This is a genomic window from Streptomyces sp. NPDC127100 (assembly GCF_042724095.1).
In the GTDB taxonomy this organism is placed as follows: domain Bacteria; phylum Actinomycetota; class Actinomycetes; order Streptomycetales; family Streptomycetaceae; genus Streptomyces.
On record NZ_JBHXFL010000047.1, the window covers coordinates 40407 to 55516 of the forward strand.

Consider the following 15110-nt stretch of genomic DNA (forward strand, 5'->3'; position numbering starts at 1 on the left):
GATCAGAGCTGGTTGCCGACGAAGACCGTGAGGTCGACGAGGCGGTTGGAGTAGCCCCACTCGTTGTCGTACCAGCCGATGACCTTCACGTTCTTGCCGTCCTGGACCATGGTCAGGGACGAGTCGAAGGTGCAGGACGCCGGGGCGTTGACGATGTCCGAGGAGACGATCGGGTCCTCGGTGTACTCGACGATGCCCTTCAGCTCGCCCTCGGCGGCCTTCTGGAAGGCGGCGTTGACCTCTTCCTTGGTGACCTCGCGGCCCAGCTCGAGGACGAGGTCGGTGACCGAGCCGGTGGGGACCGGGACGCGCATCGCGATGCCGTCCAGCTTGCCCTTGAGCTGCGGGAGGACCAGCGCGGTGGCCTTGGCGGCGCCCGTGGTGGTCGGGATGATGTTCTCCGCGGCGGCACGCGCGCGGCGCAGGTCCTTGTGCGGGAAGTCCAGGATGCGCTGGTCGTTCGTGTACGCGTGGACCGTCGTCATCAGGCCCTTGACGATGCCGAAGTTCTCGTCGAGGACCTTGGCCATCGGCGCCACACAGTTGGTGGTGCAGGAGGCGTTGGAGATGACGTGGTGGTTCGCCGGGTCGTACTTGTCCTGGTTGACGCCCATCACGATGGTGACGTCCTCGTCCTTGGCCGGGGCCGAGATGAGGACCTTCTTCGCGCCGCCCGTGATGTGCTTCTCGGCGTCGGCCTTCTTGGTGAAGATGCCGGTCGACTCGATGACGATGTCGACGCCCAGCTCGCCCCACGGGATGTCGGCCGGGTTGCGCTCGGCGAGGACCTTGATGGTCTTGTCGCCGACGGTGATGGTGTCCTCGGTGTGCGAGACCTCGTACGGGAGGCGGCCGAGGATGGTGTCGTACTTCAGCAGGTGGGCGGTGGTCGCGGTGTCACCCAGGTCGTTGACAGCCACGATCTCGATGTCTGCACCCTGCTCCAGCAGCGCGCGGAAGTAGTTACGACCGATGCGGCCAAAGCCGTTGATGCCTACGCGGATCGTCACGAACCGATCTCCTCGTTGGTACGCCGGCCCGATGTGCCGGCGAGCTGTATTTGGGATGTCCCCGACCACCTCCGACCCTACCTCTCCGAGGCGGCCGGGGTGACATCGAGACGGCCCATACCCGGCACGGCGGCCCGTACCCGCCAGTAGGGGTACGGACCGCCCGGGCCCCGGGGACCGATCACCCGATTTCGCTACACGGTGTCAGTTCCCGAAGACCGCGTTGTCACTCGTCCAGGGCACGCAGCGCCTGCCGCACGAGGGCCGCGCGGTCGGCCGGCGCGGTGAGGTGCTCGAGGCCGAAGCCCAGCAGCACGGTGTCGTCCGTGGTGACCGCGCCGTAGGTCTGGAACAGGGTGCCGGTGCGGGCCCAGTCCTTCAGTACGGCGGGGCTGCCCGCGGGCGGCCCCGGCACCTGCCAGGCGCCGAGCGAGGTCTCGAAGCCCTCGGTCCCGGTCGCCGTGCCGCCGACGACCAGCGAGGCCTCGTCGGCGAGGACGCCGCGTCCGCCGCTGCCGGGGTCGGTGACGTAGGCGACCGACACCTCGACGGACTTCCCGGCGTAGGCGCTCAGGTCGAACTCCACCTGCCGCCAGCCGCCGGAGGAGCCGGTGAGGCTGTTCCACTGCCCGGTCGTACCGGCCGCGGTGCAGCCCTCGTCGGTCTGGGTCAGGTAGTGCTCCAGCCAGGGGTGCTCGCCCATGTAGAAGCCCGCCCCGCACTCCTCGGGCACGGCGGTGCCGGTCGCGCCGCCGGCCTCGGGCAGCGTGGTCCAGTCCCCGGCGCCGGTGGTGTGGGCCTCGACCAGTGCGTGGTCGTAGCCGCGCTCGGTGTCCCACAGGAGCTGGGTGCGCAGCGTGGGCCGGTCGGCGGCGGTGACACCGGTGAGGTCGACGGTGCGGCTGAGGCGCTTGTAGGCGTCGTCGGTGTGGACGGCGGCCACCATCCAGTCGCCCGCGTAGGGCCCGTAGGGGTTCACCGTGCCGGCGAATCTGCCCGCGCCCGCGCTCGCGAACTGCGGGTAGCCGGCGACGGGCAGCTCGTCCGAGGTCACGCTGTACGTCCCGGCCGTGTCCAGCGGGTTGCCGGGGGCACCGCCGAGCGCGCCGGAGGTGCCGGCGAGCTTGCCGGAGCCGGTGAAGCCGGTGGCGCCGGAGGTCGACGTACGGGTGTAGGCGCCCAGGTAGTACTGGCTGAAGTCGTTGGACGGGGTGCCGTCGCCGAGGTCGACGCTGCCTCCCGCCCGCTCGCCCGCCTCGATCAGCCGGCCGCCCTCGTTGAGGAAGGCGCGGAGCTGGAGCTGGGTGGCGTTGCCCGGGGTCGCCGCGCCGGTGTAGTGGACGACGGTGTCGAAGTGGCCGAGGACGCCGAGCGCGTCGGGCGCGCCCTGGGTGGCGACGTCCCACACGGCCGCCCGCCGGCCGCTCGCCCTGAGCGCGTCCACGTAGGTCTGGGTCTGCGTGGCCTTCGCGCCCTCCTCGGCGACGACGAGGACGTCCGCGCGGGGCCGCTCGGCGACGGTGTAGGTGAAGTGCGTGCTGGAGACCTTCCTGCCCTGGGGCGTCTCGCCGGTGAACCAGACCTCGACCTTGTCGCCCGGGACACCGTCCTTGACCTTGGCCCGGTACTCGTCGAAGTACAGGTTGTCCTCGCCGCCGTAGGTCTCGCCGCCGCGCCACGGCTTGAGCGCCATGTCGAGGGTGCGGCCGCCGTTGACGCGGTACTTCAGCTCCTTGTCGCGCACCGCCTTGCGGGCGACGACCGAGACCTCCTGGTCGGCGCCGCGCGAGTAGGAGGTGGTGAAGGCCGCCGGGGTGAAGTCGGCGGCCTCCAGGCCGACCGCGGAGGACGGCCGGTCGGGGTGGGAGGCGGTCTCGGCGACGGAGAGCGCGAAGGGAACGTTCTTGGCGAACTCCTGCTGGATCAGCTTCTCGTCGTCCGGGAAGGTGAAGCCCGACCGGCAGTCCCGCGCGTTCCACTGGTCGTCGGGGTCGACGTCGGAGGCCGTCTGGCAGGTCGACATCTCCGGGGTGAACATCGCCATGCCGTTGACGTTGGCCGCGTGGCCGTCGGCCTCGCCGTTGGTGGTGTACAGCTCCGAGGAGACCTGCGGGTGGTAGCCGGGGATCGCGGAGTTGTCCGGCGTGCCGGCGAGCGCCTTGTAGAGGACGTCGTCCGGGGTGTTCGTGGCCACCTGCCAGCCGACGCCGTAGAGGAGCAGCTCGGCGGCGGAGTGGTAGTTGATGCCGTACTTGAAGCCGATGCGCTTCTGGAAGGCGTCCAGCGCCTTGGTCTCGGGCTCGGAGGCCGGGCTCGCGCCCCGGTAGGTCTCGCTGGTGGGGTTGGGGGACGAGCCCTCGTCGTCGTAGCCCCACTTGTAGGCGAAGTTGCGGTTGAGGTCGACCCCGTCGCCGGTGCCGATGACGCCGTCGCCGTTGACGTCGCGCAGGTTCTTGCGCCACAGCCGGTTGGCGGGGTCCTGGAAGGTGTAGTCGTAGCCGTCGGGGTTGGCCGACAGGACGAACCACAGTTCGGTGGAGTCGACGATCTTCTTGACCCGCCGGTCCTTCGTGTAGTTGTCCAGATAGTGGTGCATCAGCCGCCGGGTCATCTCCGGGGTGATCCACTCGCGGGCGTGCTGGTTGGACATGTAGAGGACGGAGGGCCTGGAGCCGTCCTTCGCCTTCTTCGCGTTCCTGGTGAGCTTGAGCGCCAGGATGTCCTGCCCCCGGACCGTCTTGCCGATGGAGACGACCTTGGTGAGGCCGGGGTTCTGCTGGGCGGTACGGAGGATCTCCTCCTGGAGGCCGTTGCTGCCGCTGTACGGGCGGAAGACGCCGTCGGCCGCGGCCTCGACGCGGTTCGCGGCCCGGGCCGAGAGGGTGTGCTCGGTGAGGTCGACACCCTTCTTCTCCAGCGCCTTCGCCTGCCGGTCGGTGAGGAGGACCTCGACGGCGGCCGTTCCCCCGTCGGGAACCCGCTCTCCGAGTTCGTGGGCGTCCTGGCCGGCCGCCAGCAGCAGGGGCACCTGCTGCTGGGTGACGTCGGCGCGGAACACCTTCACTTCGTCCGCGTCCGGGGTCCCCGGATCCGCGGGTCGTGCCTGGGCGACGGGTGCGAAGCTCGCTCCGCCGATCAGGAGCGCGCCGACAGCGAGGATCGATCTCGCTCTTCGTCTCATGAACCCCCCTAGCGTGGGTCCGCCACAGCAGCGAACAGATGCCAGGCTCATGACACCTCATGATCGAGTCAAGAGCGCGGTACGGACACGCCGCAGCCGGTGCCGGTCACCCAAGTGGACGGCGGCACCGGCCGGTTGACGGCCCGTGGGCGGGCGGTCGGTACGGTCGCGGCAGGGGGGGCGGGCGACCCGGTCAGCCGACGAGGTTGTCGGCGAGCTCGTCCTCGCCGAGGTTGGCCTCGGTGCCCGGGATGCCGAGGTCGGAGGCCCGCTTGTCGGCCATCGCCAGCAGGCGGCGGATGCGGCCGGCGACGGCGTCCTTGGTCAGCGGCGGGTCGGCGAGGGCGCCCAGCTCCTCCAGGGAGGCCTGCTTGTGCTCCATGCGCAGCCGGCCGGCGGCCGCGAGGTGCTCGGGCACGTCGTCGGCGAGGATCTCCAGGGCCCGCTGGACCCGGGCGCCGGCGGCGACGGCCGCGCGGGCCGAGCGGCGCAGGTTGGCGTCGTCGAAGTTGGCGAGGCGGTTGGCGGTGGCCCGCACCTCGCGGCGCATCCGCCGCTCCTCCCAGGCCAGCACGGACTCGTGGGCGCCGAGCCGGGTGAGCAGCGCGCCGATCGCGTCGCCGTCGCGGACGACGACCCGGTCCACGCCGCGGACCTCACGGGCCTTGGCGGCGATCGAGAGCCTGCGGGCGGCACCGACCAGGGCGAGGGCGGCCTCGGGGCCCGGGCAGGTCACCTCCAGGGAGGAGGAGCGGCCGGGCTCGGTGAGCGAGCCGTGCGCCAGGAAGGCCCCGCGCCAGGCGGCCTCGGCGTCGCAGGTGGCCCCCGAGACCACCTGCGGCGGCAGGCCGCGGATCGGCCGGCCCCGGCCGTCCACCAGGCCGGTCTGGCGGGCCAGCTGGTCGCCGCCGGCCACCACCCGGACGACGTAACGCGAGCCGCGGCGCAGCCCGCCCGGCGCCATCACGATCAGCTCGGAGCTGTGCCCGAAGATCTCCAGGATGTCCCGCTTGAGCCGGCGGGCCGCCATCGCGGTGTCCAGCTCCGCCTCGATCACGATGCGCCCGCTCACCAGGTGAAGGCCGCCGGCGAACCGCAGAACGGCGGAGACCTCCGCCTTCCTGCAGCAGGTCCGGGTGACGGGAAGCCGGGAGATCTCATCCTTCACCGCTGCCGTCATCGCCATGGGCCGATCCTTCCATGCATCCGAAAAATACGGTCGTACGCGGCGGCCAGCAGCTCCGGGTCGTGCCTCGGGGTCCCGTCGGTCCGGGCGACCGGAGCGAGTTCCACCGCGGCGCCGAACCGTTTCGCGGCGTCGGCGAGCGAGTCACGGTCCGGCACGGCGGCCTCGTCGGCCAGCACCACGTCCAGGGCGAGTTTAGGGGCGTGTCGTCCCAAAACCTCCAAATGACGCTGCGGGGAGAAGCCCTCGGTTTCTCCGGGCTGCGGCGCGAGGTTCAGGGAGAGCACCCGGCGCGCCTTGGTCTCGGCCAGCGCGTCCAGCAGGTCGGGCACGAGCAGGTGCGGAATGACCGAGGAGAACCAGGAGCCGGGGCCGAGCACCACCCAGTCCGCGTCCAGGACGGCCTCGACCGCCTCGGGGACGGCGGGCGGGTCGTTCGGCACCAGGTGCACGGACTGCACCTCGCCGGGGGTCAGGGCGACGGTGGCCTGTCCCCGTACGGTGTCGACCTCGTCGGGCCGCTCCGGGTCGTGGCCCCTGACCAGGGCCTGGAGCTCCAGCGGGACGGCGGACATGGGCAGCACGCGCCCGTGCGCGCCGAGCAGCTTGCCGACCAGGTCGAGAGCCTGGACGTGGTCGCCGAGCTGCTCCCACAGGGCGACGATCAGCAGGTTGCCGACCGCGTGCTCGTGCAGGTCGCCCTGGGACTGGAAGCGGTGCTGGATGACCCGGGCCCAGGTCTGGCCCCAGTCGTCGTCGCCGCACAGCGCGGCCAGCGCCTTGCGCAGGTCGCCGGGCGGCAGGACGCCCAGCTCGTCACGCAGCCGCCCGCTGGAGCCGCCGTCGTCGGCCACGGTGACGACGGCGGTGAGGTCGCCGGTGATCCGGCGCAGTGCGGCGAGCGAGGCGGACAGGCCCATGCCGCCGCCGAGGGCGACGACCTTGGGCTGGGCGCCCCGGCGGCGCGGCCTGCCGCCGCGCGCCTGCTCGGGCCGGGCGGCGCGGGCGTCGGCGGGTCTGCCGCCGCGGCCCTCGGGCACCACCCGGCGCAGCCTGCTCAGCCGCGGAGTTCGTCCTGTCATTCCCGTCCCATGTCCCGGTGGACGACCACCGTCTCCACGCCCTCGGCGGCGAGCCGGGCGGCGAGCTTCTCCGACATGGCCACGGACCGGTGCTTGCCGCCGGTGCAGCCGACGGCGACGGTCACATAGCGCTTGCCCTCACGACGGTATCCCGCGGCGATCAGCTGGAGCAGCTCGGCATAGCGGTCGAGGAACTCCTTGGCCCCGGGCTGGTTGAGGACGTACGACGAGACCTCCTCGTTCAGGCCGGTGAACGGGCGCAGCTCCGGGACCCAGTGCGGGTTGGGCAGGAAGCGCATGTCCACGACCAGGTCGGCGTCGACCGGCAGGCCGTACTTGAAGCCGAAGGACATGACCGTGGCCCGCAGCTCGGGCTCCTCCTCGCCGGCGAACTGGGCGTCCATCTTGGCGCGCAGCTCGTGCACGTTGAGGCTGGAGGTGTCGATCACCAGGTCGGCGTCGCCGCGCAGCTCGCGCAGCAGCTGCCGCTCGGCGGCGATGCCGTCGACGATGCGGCCGTCGCCCTGCAGGGGGTGCGGGCGGCGCACCGACTCGAAGCGGCGTACGAGGGCCTCCTCGGAGGACTCCAGGAAGACGATCCGCCGGGTGACACCGCGTGCGTCGAGGTCGGCCAGGGACTCGCGCAGGTTGTCGAAGAAGCGCCGGCCGCGGACGTCGACGACGACCGCGATCCGCGCCACGTTGCCCTGCGAGCGGGCGCCGAGCTCCACCATGGTGGGGATCAGCGCGGGCGGCAGGTTGTCGACGACGAACCAGCCCAGGTCCTCCAGACACTTGGCGGCCGTCGAACGGCCCGCCCCGGACATGCCGGAGATGATCACCAGCTCGGGGATGGCCGCCTCCTGCGCCCCGGCTGCTTCCTTGCCCGTACTCACCTGTGCTCCGTTGTCCTGGCGTCCGTCGGGCCGGGCCGTCTGCGGGCCCGCCTCCCCGCCGGCCGTGGCGTGGGTCTGTTCTCGTCCCGATGCGGGATGTGTGCCGTGCTCGGTCATCTCTCCTGCCCCCGTCGTTCGTCCGGGGTGCCCGCGGACACGGGCTCCCCCGGGGCATCCGCCGTCGTCCCGGCCGCCCCGTCGTCGTCTTCCATGATCTCTCCGGTCGCCGTGTTCACGGCGGGCGCGGCCGGGGTCGCCCGGGCGAGGGCCACGGCGACCGTCTCGGCCGTCTTGCGGCCTATGCCGGGCACCTCGCAGATCTGGTCGATCGTGGCCGACCGGAGCTTCTTCACCGAACCGAAGTGCTTGATCAGGGCCTGTTTGCGGGTCTCCCCCAGGCCGGGCACGTCGTCCAGGGGGCTCGACCGGAAGCGCTTGGCGCGCTTGGCGCGCTGATAGGTGATCGCGAAGCGGTGGGCCTCGTCGCGGACCCGCTGGAGCAGATACAGGCCCTCGCTCGTGCGGGGCAGCACGACCGGGTCGTCCTCGCGGGGCAGCCAGACCTCCTCCAGGCGCTTGGCGAGGCCGCACACGGCGATGTCGTCGATGCCGAGCTCGTCGAGGGCCCGCTGGGCCGCCGCGACCTGCGGCTGCCCGCCGTCGACGACGACGAGCTGGGGCGGGTAGGCGAAGCGCCTCGGACGGCCGTCCTCGTCCTTGAGGGGCTCGCCCTCCGGGACGTCCTCGCCGTCGGCCCACTCGCCGGTCCGCTCCTTCTCGGCGAGGTAGCGCCGGAAGCGGCGGGTGATCACCTCGTGCATGGAACGGACGTCGTCCTGGCCCCGGAAGCCCTTGATCTGGAACCGGCGGTATTCGCTCTTGCGGACCAGTCCGTCCTCGAAGACGACCATGGAGGCCACCACGTCGTCGCCTTGGAGGTGGGAGATGTCGTAGCACTCGATCCGGAGCGGGGCGCTGTCCAGGCCGAGGGCCTCGGCGATCTCCTCCAGGGCGCGCGAGCGCGTGGTCAGGTCGGAGGCGCGCTTGGTCTTGTGCAGGACGAGGGCCTGCTGTGCGTTGCGCTGCACGGTCTCCATGAGCGCCCTCTTGTCGCCGCGCTGCGGGATGCGCAGCGAGACGCCCGAGCCGCGGCGGTCGGTGAGCCACTGCTGCACCGGCTCGACCGGGTCGGGCAGGGCGGGGACCAGGACCTCCTTGGGGACGGCGTCGCCCCTCTCCTCGCCGTAGAGCTGCTGGAGCGCGTGCTCGACGAGGGCGGCGGTGGTGATGTCCTCCACCTTGTCGGTGACCCAGCCGCGCTGTCCGCGCACGCGTCCGCCGCGCACGTGGAAGATCTGGACGGCCGCCTCCAGCTCGTCCTCGGCGACGGCGATCAGGTCGGCGTCGGTCGCGTCGGCGAGCACGACCGCGCTCTTCTCCATGGCCTTCTTCAGGGCCCCGATGTCGTCGCGCAGGCGGGCCGCCCGCTCGTACTCCATGTCCTCGGCCGCCTCGGCCATCTGCTTCTCAAGGCGGCGCAGGTACGTGCCCGTACGGCCGGCCATGAAGTCGCAGAACTCGTCGGCCAGGTCCCAGTGGTCGTCGGCGGAGATGCGCCCGACGCAGGGCGCGGAGCACTTGCCGATGTAGCCGAGCAGGCAGGGGCGGCCGGTGCGGGCGGCGTTCTTGAAGACACCGGCGGAGCAGGTGCGCACCGGGAAGACGCGCAGCAGGAGGTCGACTGTGTCGCGGATCGCCCACGCGTGCGTGTACGGCCCGAAGTAGCGCACGCCCTTCTTCTTGTGGCCGCGCATCACCTGGGCGCGCGGGAACTCCTCCTGCATCGTCACCGCGAGGTAGGGGTAGCTCTTGTCGTCGCGGTACTTGACGTTGAACCGGGGGTCGTACTCCTTGATCCAGGAGTACTCCAGCTGCAGGGCCTCGACCTCCGTGGACACCACCGTCCACTCCACGGACGCGGCCGTGGTGACCATGCTGCGGGTGCGGGGGTGGAGGTTCGCCAGGTCCTGGAAGTAGTTCGCCAGGCGCTGGCGCAGGCTCTTCGCCTTTCCGACGTAGATCACCCGGCGGTGCTCGTCACGGAACCTGTACACCCCCGGGGAGTCCGGGATCTCTCCCGGCCTGGGGCGGTAGCTGGAGGGGTCGGCCATGACTCACACCCTACTGGCGGGGACCGACAGTCCGGCGGGGCTGTGGACGACGGGCGCGGCCCCTGTGGACGGCCGGCGGGCGGGGCCCGCGGAAGGCAGCCGGCGGGGGCCCGCGGGAGGCCGCCCGGGGACCGTCCGGGGCCGGCCGGTCACGCGCGGTGGCCCCGGTGCGGCGGGCCCGTGCGTTCTCGGCCAGGAGTGGGCCGGGGTCCCGCCGAAGGTGTTGTCGGGACCAGGCCGACACGCTTCAATGCGGGGAAACCCGGGGGCCTGAGCGCGGCGTACGGATGTGCAGACCTCCCCTGCGCCGCGACCGGGGGCGGGCCCCGCGGATCGGCGCCGGACGGTCCGACCAGCCGTTGTGAACCTTCACAGAAAGGCCCCTGCATGCCGCACGCCACACAGCACGCGGACGCCGACACCGCCGGCACCGTGGACGTCATGGACGCCACGGACGCCGGCACCGCGGGTGCCGACGCCGCGGAGCTCGCCTCGGCCCTGCGCGGCGGCCCGTTCCACGTCGCCCTGCGCGCCGCGATCGCCGCCCGGGGGCTGCCGTTGCAGCGCGTCCAGCACCATCTGTCGCGGCACGGGGTGACGGTGGGCGTCACGAGCCTCAGCTACTGGCAGCAGGGCGCCCGGCGTCCGCAGCGGCCGGAGTCGCTGCGGGCCGTGCGGGCCCTGGAGGAGATACTCCAGCTGCCGGAGGAGTCGCTGATCCGCCTGCTCGCCGAGGCCGACGGCCCCGCCCACCGGCCCGCGGCGCGCACCTACCGGGCCCGCGTCGAGGCCTCGGGCGTCCTGGACCGGCTGCTGGGCGAGCTCGGCCTCTCGTCCGCGGACGACGGGCTGCACACCCTCGGGCACCACGAACGGGTCCGGATCGGGGCCCGGCGCGAGCTGGCGGGGCGCGAGGCGCACCACATCGTCCGCGCCCACCGGGACGGCGTCGACCGCTTCGTCGCCGTCCACCACGGCGACCCGGGGTGCGCTCCCGCGCGCATGGCCGTCCACGCGCTGGAGAACTGCCGTGCGGGGCGGGTCCGCGTCCACCACGACACCGGGGTGCTGGTGACGGAGCTGCTCTTCGGCACCCGCCTGCGGGCCGGGGACACCTATCTGTTCCGCTACGGCGTCGAGGACGGCACCGCGGGCGTGTCGCACGAGTACGTCCGCGCGTTCGGCGCGGCGGGCGGGCAGTACGCGCTCCAGGTGGGCTTCGACGCGGCGGCACGGCCCGCACGCTGCCGGCGGTTCACTCAGCCCTCGGCGGCGGCGCCGCGCGGCGGCCGGCGGGAGCTGGCCGTGAGCGGGCCGCACCACTCGGCGCACCTCGTGGAGACGCGGGTGCGGCCGGGTCTGCTGGGGATCGCGTGGGACTGGGAGTGAGCGGGCGGCGCCGCTGACGCGTGGCGGTCAGGTGCCGGGGCTCGCGACGATCCGGCCCTGCTTCACGTCGACCCGCAGTTCCATGAGCGCCACGGTCGCCGGGGCGTGCAGCACCTCGCCGCTGCGGGCGTCGAACTCACTGCCGTGGCAGGGGCAGACGAGCTTCGTCCCCTCCAGCTTCTTGATGGGGCACCCCGCGTGCGTGCAGATCGTGCTGAACGCCTTCAGGGAGCCGTCCTCGGCCCGGCTGACCACCACGTTCCGCTCCCGGTAGAGCTTGACGTCGCCCTTGGCGACCTCGCCGTCCGTGCCCAGGTCGACGGGCGCGGTCGGCTGTGCGGCGGCACCGTCGTCACCCGGCGAGCAGGCGGCCAGGCCGAGCCCGGCGACGGGCGTGAGGGCCGCCGAGCGCAGGACGGTACGGCGGCTCGGGACGGGGCGGCCGGGCATGGGCGTCTCCACTGGTCGGGGGTGTGCAGGGCGACGATATCCGGCGGTGCCCGACGTCCGGCCGGGCGGGTCGCGGTGTGGGCCTGCACCGCGCGGCCGCCCGCGTAAACGCTTGCGCAAGCGTTTACGCCGCCCGTCGGACGGGATACGCTCCCCGGCAGCACGCCGGCGGCACGACGAGAGGGGGCGTCCCGGTGGCGACCATGGCCGACGTGGCGCGGTGCGCCGGGGTCTCCGTGGCGACGGTCTCGCACGTGCTCAACGACACCCGCCCCGTGCTGCCGCACACCCGCCGGGCGGTGCTGGACGCCGTCGACGAGCTGGGCTACATCCCGAACACCCTCGCCCGCTCCCTGGTGACCTCCCGGACCCGCTCCCTGGGTCTCGCGGTCTCGGCGATCGGCAACCCCTATTTCACCGAGATCCTCCAGGGCGTCGAGGCCGAGGCCCTGGAGCGCGGTTACAGCCTGCTCGTCGCCGACCCGCACGACGACCCCGGGCACGAGGTCGAGGTCGCGCGGCTGCTGCACGAGCGGCGCGTGGACGGCATGATCGTCGCGCCCTCCGCCGGCCCGGACGCCCTCGTCGCCTACCTGGCACGCCACCGGGTGCCCGCCGTGTTTCTCGACCGGGTCGTCGACGCACCACCGGGCGACGGCCTCCCCTTCGACCAGGTGTGCGCGGAGAGCGCCGGGCCCACCACCGGACTGGTCGGCCACCTCGCCGGGCTCGGTCACCGCCGGATCGGCCTGGTCGCGGGTCGGCCGGGACTCAGCACGACGGCCGAGCGGATCACCGGATACCGGGACGGCCTCGCCGCCGCCGGGCTGCCGTTCGACGAGCGGCTGGTGGTGCACGGCGACTCCGACGCGGCCGGCGGAGCACGGGCCACGGCGGCCCTGCTGTCCCTCCCCGCGCCGCCCACCGCACTGGTCACCGCCAACAACAACATGACCCTCGGCGCGCTGCGCGCCCTGCGGGACCGCGGCCTGTCCGTGCCCGGCGACCTCGCGCTGTGCTGCTTCGACGACTTCGCCTGGGCGGACCTGTTCACACCCCGGCTGACCGCCGTCGCGCAGCCCGGCAAGGACGTCGGTGCCCGGGCCGTCCGGCTGCTGCTGGAACGGCTCGCCGCGCCGGACCGGCCGGCCCGGACCGTGCGGCTGCCCTGCGCCTTCGTCCACCGCACCTCCTGCGGCTGCCCCGAGCAGCCCCGGCAGGCCTCCGAACCGGACCATGAAAGGACCCTCCCGTGATCGTCGTCGCCGGTGAGGCACTGATCGACCTGGTACCGCAGGGCCCGGGTGCCCTCGCCGCGCTGCGCCCGGCGCTCGGTGGCGGCCCGTTCAACACCGCCGTCGCCTTGGGCCGCCTCGGCTCCCCCGCCGCCTTCTGCTCCCGGGTGTCGTCCGACGCCTTCGGCGAGGCCCTGCTGGACCGGCTGCGCGAGACCGGTGTGGACGTGTCGCCGGTGCAGCGCGGGGCCGAGCCGACGACCCTCGCCGCGGCCACGGTCGGCGCGGACGGTTCGGCCGCGTACACCTTCTACGTGGAGGGCACCGCCGACCGGCTGTTCACGGTGCCCTCCGCGCTGCCGCCGGGCACCCGGGCGGTGTCCTTCGGCACCTGCTCGCTGGTGCTGGAGCCGGGGGCGAGCGCGTACGAGGAACTGCTGCGCGAGACGGCCGCGCGGGGAGTGTTCACGGCGCTCGATCCGAACATCCGGGCGGGGCTGATCCCGGACCCGGACGCCTACCGGGCCCGGTTCGCCGACTGGCTGCCGTCGGTGTCGCTGCTGAAGCTGTCCGAGGAGGACGCCCAGTGGCTGGGCGGCACCCCCCGGGAGTGGCTGGCGGCCGGTCCGGCGGCGGTGGTGATCACCCGTGGCGGCGACGGGCTGACGGCCTTCACCCGCGACGGCGGTGAGTACAGCGTGCCGGGCGAGCGGGTCGAGGTGGTGGACACCATCGGCGCGGGCGACACGGTCAACGCGGCGCTGCTGCACGGCCTGGCGGTGCGGGACGCGCTGTCCGGGCCCGCGGTGGCCGCGCTGGGGCCCGCCGGCTGGGCGGACCTCCTGGGCTTCGCCGCGCGCGCGGCGGCGGTCACCTGTTCGCGCGCGGGCGCGGAGCCGCCGTACGCCCACGAGGTCTCCCTCTGACGGCCCGCCGGTCTCAGCCGGCCGGCCGTACCGCCCGCAGAGCTCCGGGACGGCGTCCGTCGAGGCGGTCCAGGGCGGCGGCCGTGGCGTCGTCGGCGGGCAGGTGCACGACGATCCACTGGCCGTCCTCGGGGAGCGCGAGCGTCTCGTGCAGCAGGCTCAGCGCACCGGCCTCCGGATGCCGGACGCGCTGGGTACCGACGCGTCGCGGGGTCAGCGCGAGGTCGGCGAACCGGTCGGTGAACTCCGCGCCCGCCGTCACCGTCAGCTCGTCGGCCAGCTCGGTGACGTACGGGTCCCGCAGCGGGGCGTTGTGCCGGAGCCGGGCGACCTGGTCGTCGGCGACGCGGTCCCAGTCGGGGTAGGCGGCGCGGGCGCGCTCGTCGGTGAACAGGTGGCGCAGCAGGTTGGGCTGCTCGGCGTCGAGCAGGCCGAGCGGGCCGGTGAGCCGGGCGTAGCCGGCGGTGTGGGCGAGGACGTCGCCGATCCAGTTCAGCACCGCGGCGGGGGCGGGTTCCAGCCGGTCCAGGACGGCACGCACGGTGGGCCGCGCCTCACGGGAGAGCGGCGGGGCCGCCGCGCACAGGAGCGGGTCGCCGCCGTCGGCCTCCTTGGTCAGCCGGCGCAGCACCATCCGGTTGCTCAGGGACAGGTTCAGCGCGTCCGCGAGGGCGCCTAGCACCTGGGCGGACGGGTGCCGGTCGCGCCCCTGTTCCAGCCGGGTGAGGTACTCGACGCTGACGCCGGCGAGCGTCGCCAGTTCGGCGCGGCGCAGTCCGGGCGTGCGGCGGCGGGGGCCGGCGGGGAGCCCCACCTCGGCGGGGCCGACGGACTCGCGCCAGCTGCGCAGAAACGTGCCCAACTCGTTGTCGCTCACCCGGGGAACGTACCAACCCGTGCGGGCGGGAGGGTGGCCCTGCGACTACCACGCTCAGGCCGGTCTCCCTCGCGCGGCGCGGGGCCCGCAGGGTGGTCGGCATGACCAACGACATCGCCACCACCGCCACCCCTCCCCTGCCGATCGCGCCGGGTCAGTGGGCTCTCGACCCCTTCCACTCCGCCGTGAACTTCACCGTCCGCCATCTCGGCATCGCCAAGGTGCGGGGGCGGTTCACCGGTGTGGAGGCGGGTCTCTTCGTCGGGGAGACGGCCGGGGACGTCCGGGTGTCCGCGACGATCGACCTGGCCTCCGTCGACACCGGCAACGCAGACCGGGACGCGCACGTGCGCGCCGCCGATCTGCTCGACGTGGAGAAGCGTCCGACGATGACCTACCGCTCGACCCGGGTGTCGGGCGAGGGCGAGGACTGGGTCATGGAGGGCGAGCTGACGATCGGTGAGGTGACCCGGCCGGTGACGCTCGCCGTGGAGTTCGGCGGGCTGGTGGACGTGCCGATGGACGGCAGCCGGCACGCCGGGTTCGAGGCGACGGGTGAGATCCGGCGCAGCGAGTTCGGGCTGGACTTCGCTCCGGGGCTGCTCGGGGACGTCGTGAAGATCCAGCTCGACATGCAGTTCGTGGAGCCGGCGAGCTCCTGAGCTCCGGATGCGCGGACGCGCCGTGTCCCACGGGTTCTTCCGTGG

The 15110-nt window shown here is 73.2% G+C and carries 12 protein-coding genes; 4 read left to right on the top strand and 8 right to left on the bottom strand.

Annotated elements, in window-relative coordinates:
• Positions 1–2 precede the first annotated feature (2 nt).
• From gap to uvrC, 6 genes are all read right to left on the bottom strand, one after another.
• Positions 3–1010 (bottom strand): type I glyceraldehyde-3-phosphate dehydrogenase, encoded by a 1008-nt coding sequence (gene gap / locus ACFWJB_RS30205; protein ID WP_386926194.1) that lies wholly within the window; start codon positions 1008–1010, stop codon positions 3–5.
• Between the two features lie 226 nt (positions 1011–1236).
• Entirely contained in the window at positions 1237–4191 is a 2955-nt protein-coding gene (locus ACFWJB_RS30210) for a M14 family zinc carboxypeptidase (protein WP_386926196.1), read from the bottom strand.
• 193 nt (positions 4192–4384) lie between these two features.
• The gene (gene whiA, locus ACFWJB_RS30215; RefSeq protein ID WP_385470282.1) at positions 4385–5377 is read right to left on the bottom strand and encodes a DNA-binding protein WhiA; all 993 of its coding nucleotides are present in this window, start codon (positions 5375–5377) and stop codon (positions 4385–4387) included.
• Positions 5368–6459, bottom strand: a complete 1092-nt coding sequence (gene yvcK / locus ACFWJB_RS30220; protein ID WP_385470284.1) for a uridine diphosphate-N-acetylglucosamine-binding protein YvcK — start codon at positions 6457–6459, stop codon at positions 5368–5370. Before yvcK ends, whiA begins: the two co-directional genes overlap by 10 nt.
• Positions 6456–7472: an RNase adapter RapZ gene (rapZ, locus tag ACFWJB_RS30225; RefSeq protein WP_385470286.1), complete on the bottom strand. Its 1017-nt coding sequence runs from the start codon at positions 7470–7472 to the stop codon at positions 6456–6458. The genes yvcK and rapZ overlap by 4 nt, the downstream gene beginning before the upstream one ends.
• Positions 7469–9526, bottom strand: a complete 2058-nt coding sequence (uvrC, locus tag ACFWJB_RS30230) for an excinuclease ABC subunit UvrC (protein WP_385470287.1) — start codon at positions 9524–9526, stop codon at positions 7469–7471. The genes rapZ and uvrC overlap by 4 nt, the downstream gene beginning before the upstream one ends.
• A 387-nt stretch (positions 9527–9913) precedes the next feature.
• Between uvrC and ACFWJB_RS30235 the strand changes: the two genes are divergently transcribed.
• Positions 9914–10915, top strand: coding sequence for a hypothetical protein (locus ACFWJB_RS30235; RefSeq protein WP_386926199.1), 1002 nt, complete (start codon positions 9914–9916; stop codon positions 10913–10915).
• 27 nt (positions 10916–10942) lie between these two features.
• Here the strand turns inward: ACFWJB_RS30235 and ACFWJB_RS30240 are convergent, their stop codons facing one another.
• Entirely contained in the window at positions 10943–11365 is a 423-nt protein-coding gene (locus ACFWJB_RS30240) for a Rieske 2Fe-2S domain-containing protein (RefSeq protein WP_385470289.1), read from the bottom strand.
• Positions 11366–11559: 194 nt separating this feature from the next.
• On the opposite strand from ACFWJB_RS30240, the gene ACFWJB_RS30245 reads away from it, so the two are divergent.
• On the top strand, positions 11560–12621 hold the full coding sequence (locus ACFWJB_RS30245) for a LacI family DNA-binding transcriptional regulator (protein WP_385470291.1): 1062 nt from the start codon (positions 11560–11562) through the stop codon (positions 12619–12621).
• Entirely contained in the window at positions 12618–13526 is a 909-nt protein-coding gene (locus tag ACFWJB_RS30250) for a carbohydrate kinase (protein WP_385470293.1), read from the top strand. The genes ACFWJB_RS30245 and ACFWJB_RS30250 overlap by 4 nt, the downstream gene beginning before the upstream one ends.
• Positions 13527–13539: 13 nt before the next feature.
• On the opposite strand, the gene ACFWJB_RS30255 is transcribed toward ACFWJB_RS30250, so the two are convergent.
• Positions 13540–14403 carry a helix-turn-helix domain-containing protein gene (locus ACFWJB_RS30255; RefSeq protein WP_386926203.1) on the bottom strand — a complete coding sequence of 288 codons (864 nt, stop codon included), beginning with the start codon at positions 14401–14403 and terminating at the stop codon, positions 13540–13542.
• A gap of 101 nt (positions 14404–14504) precedes the next feature.
• Between ACFWJB_RS30255 and ACFWJB_RS30260 the strand changes: the two genes are divergently transcribed.
• Positions 14505–15065 carry a YceI family protein gene (locus tag ACFWJB_RS30260; protein ID WP_386926205.1) on the top strand — a complete coding sequence of 187 codons (561 nt, stop codon included), beginning with the start codon at positions 14505–14507 and terminating at the stop codon, positions 15063–15065.
• Positions 15066–15110: the final 45 nt, after the last annotated feature.

What these genes read in the sequence shown, in the direction of transcription:
- ACFWJB_RS30235 (WP_386926199.1), top strand. Translation starts at nt 9,914, where the DNA reads ATGCCGCACGCCACACAGCACGCGGACGCCGACACCGCCGGCACCGTG.
- whiA (WP_385470282.1), bottom strand. Translation starts at nt 5,377, where the DNA reads ATGGCGATGACGGCAGCGGTGAAGGATGAGATCTCCCGGCTTCCCGTC.
- rapZ (WP_385470286.1), bottom strand. Translation starts at nt 7,472, where the DNA reads ATGACCGAGCACGGCACACATCCCGCATCGGGACGAGAACAGACCCAC.
- uvrC (WP_385470287.1), bottom strand. Translation starts at nt 9,526, where the DNA reads ATGGCCGACCCCTCCAGCTACCGCCCCAGGCCGGGAGAGATCCCGGAC.
- ACFWJB_RS30260 (WP_386926205.1), top strand. Translation starts at nt 14,505, where the DNA reads ATGACCAACGACATCGCCACCACCGCCACCCCTCCCCTGCCGATCGCG.
- ACFWJB_RS30210 (WP_386926196.1), bottom strand. Translation starts at nt 4,191, where the DNA reads ATGAGACGAAGAGCGAGATCGATCCTCGCTGTCGGCGCGCTCCTGATC.
- yvcK (WP_385470284.1), bottom strand. Translation starts at nt 6,459, where the DNA reads ATGACAGGACGAACTCCGCGGCTGAGCAGGCTGCGCCGGGTGGTGCCC.
- ACFWJB_RS30240 (WP_385470289.1), bottom strand. Translation starts at nt 11,365, where the DNA reads ATGCCCGGCCGCCCCGTCCCGAGCCGCCGTACCGTCCTGCGCTCGGCG.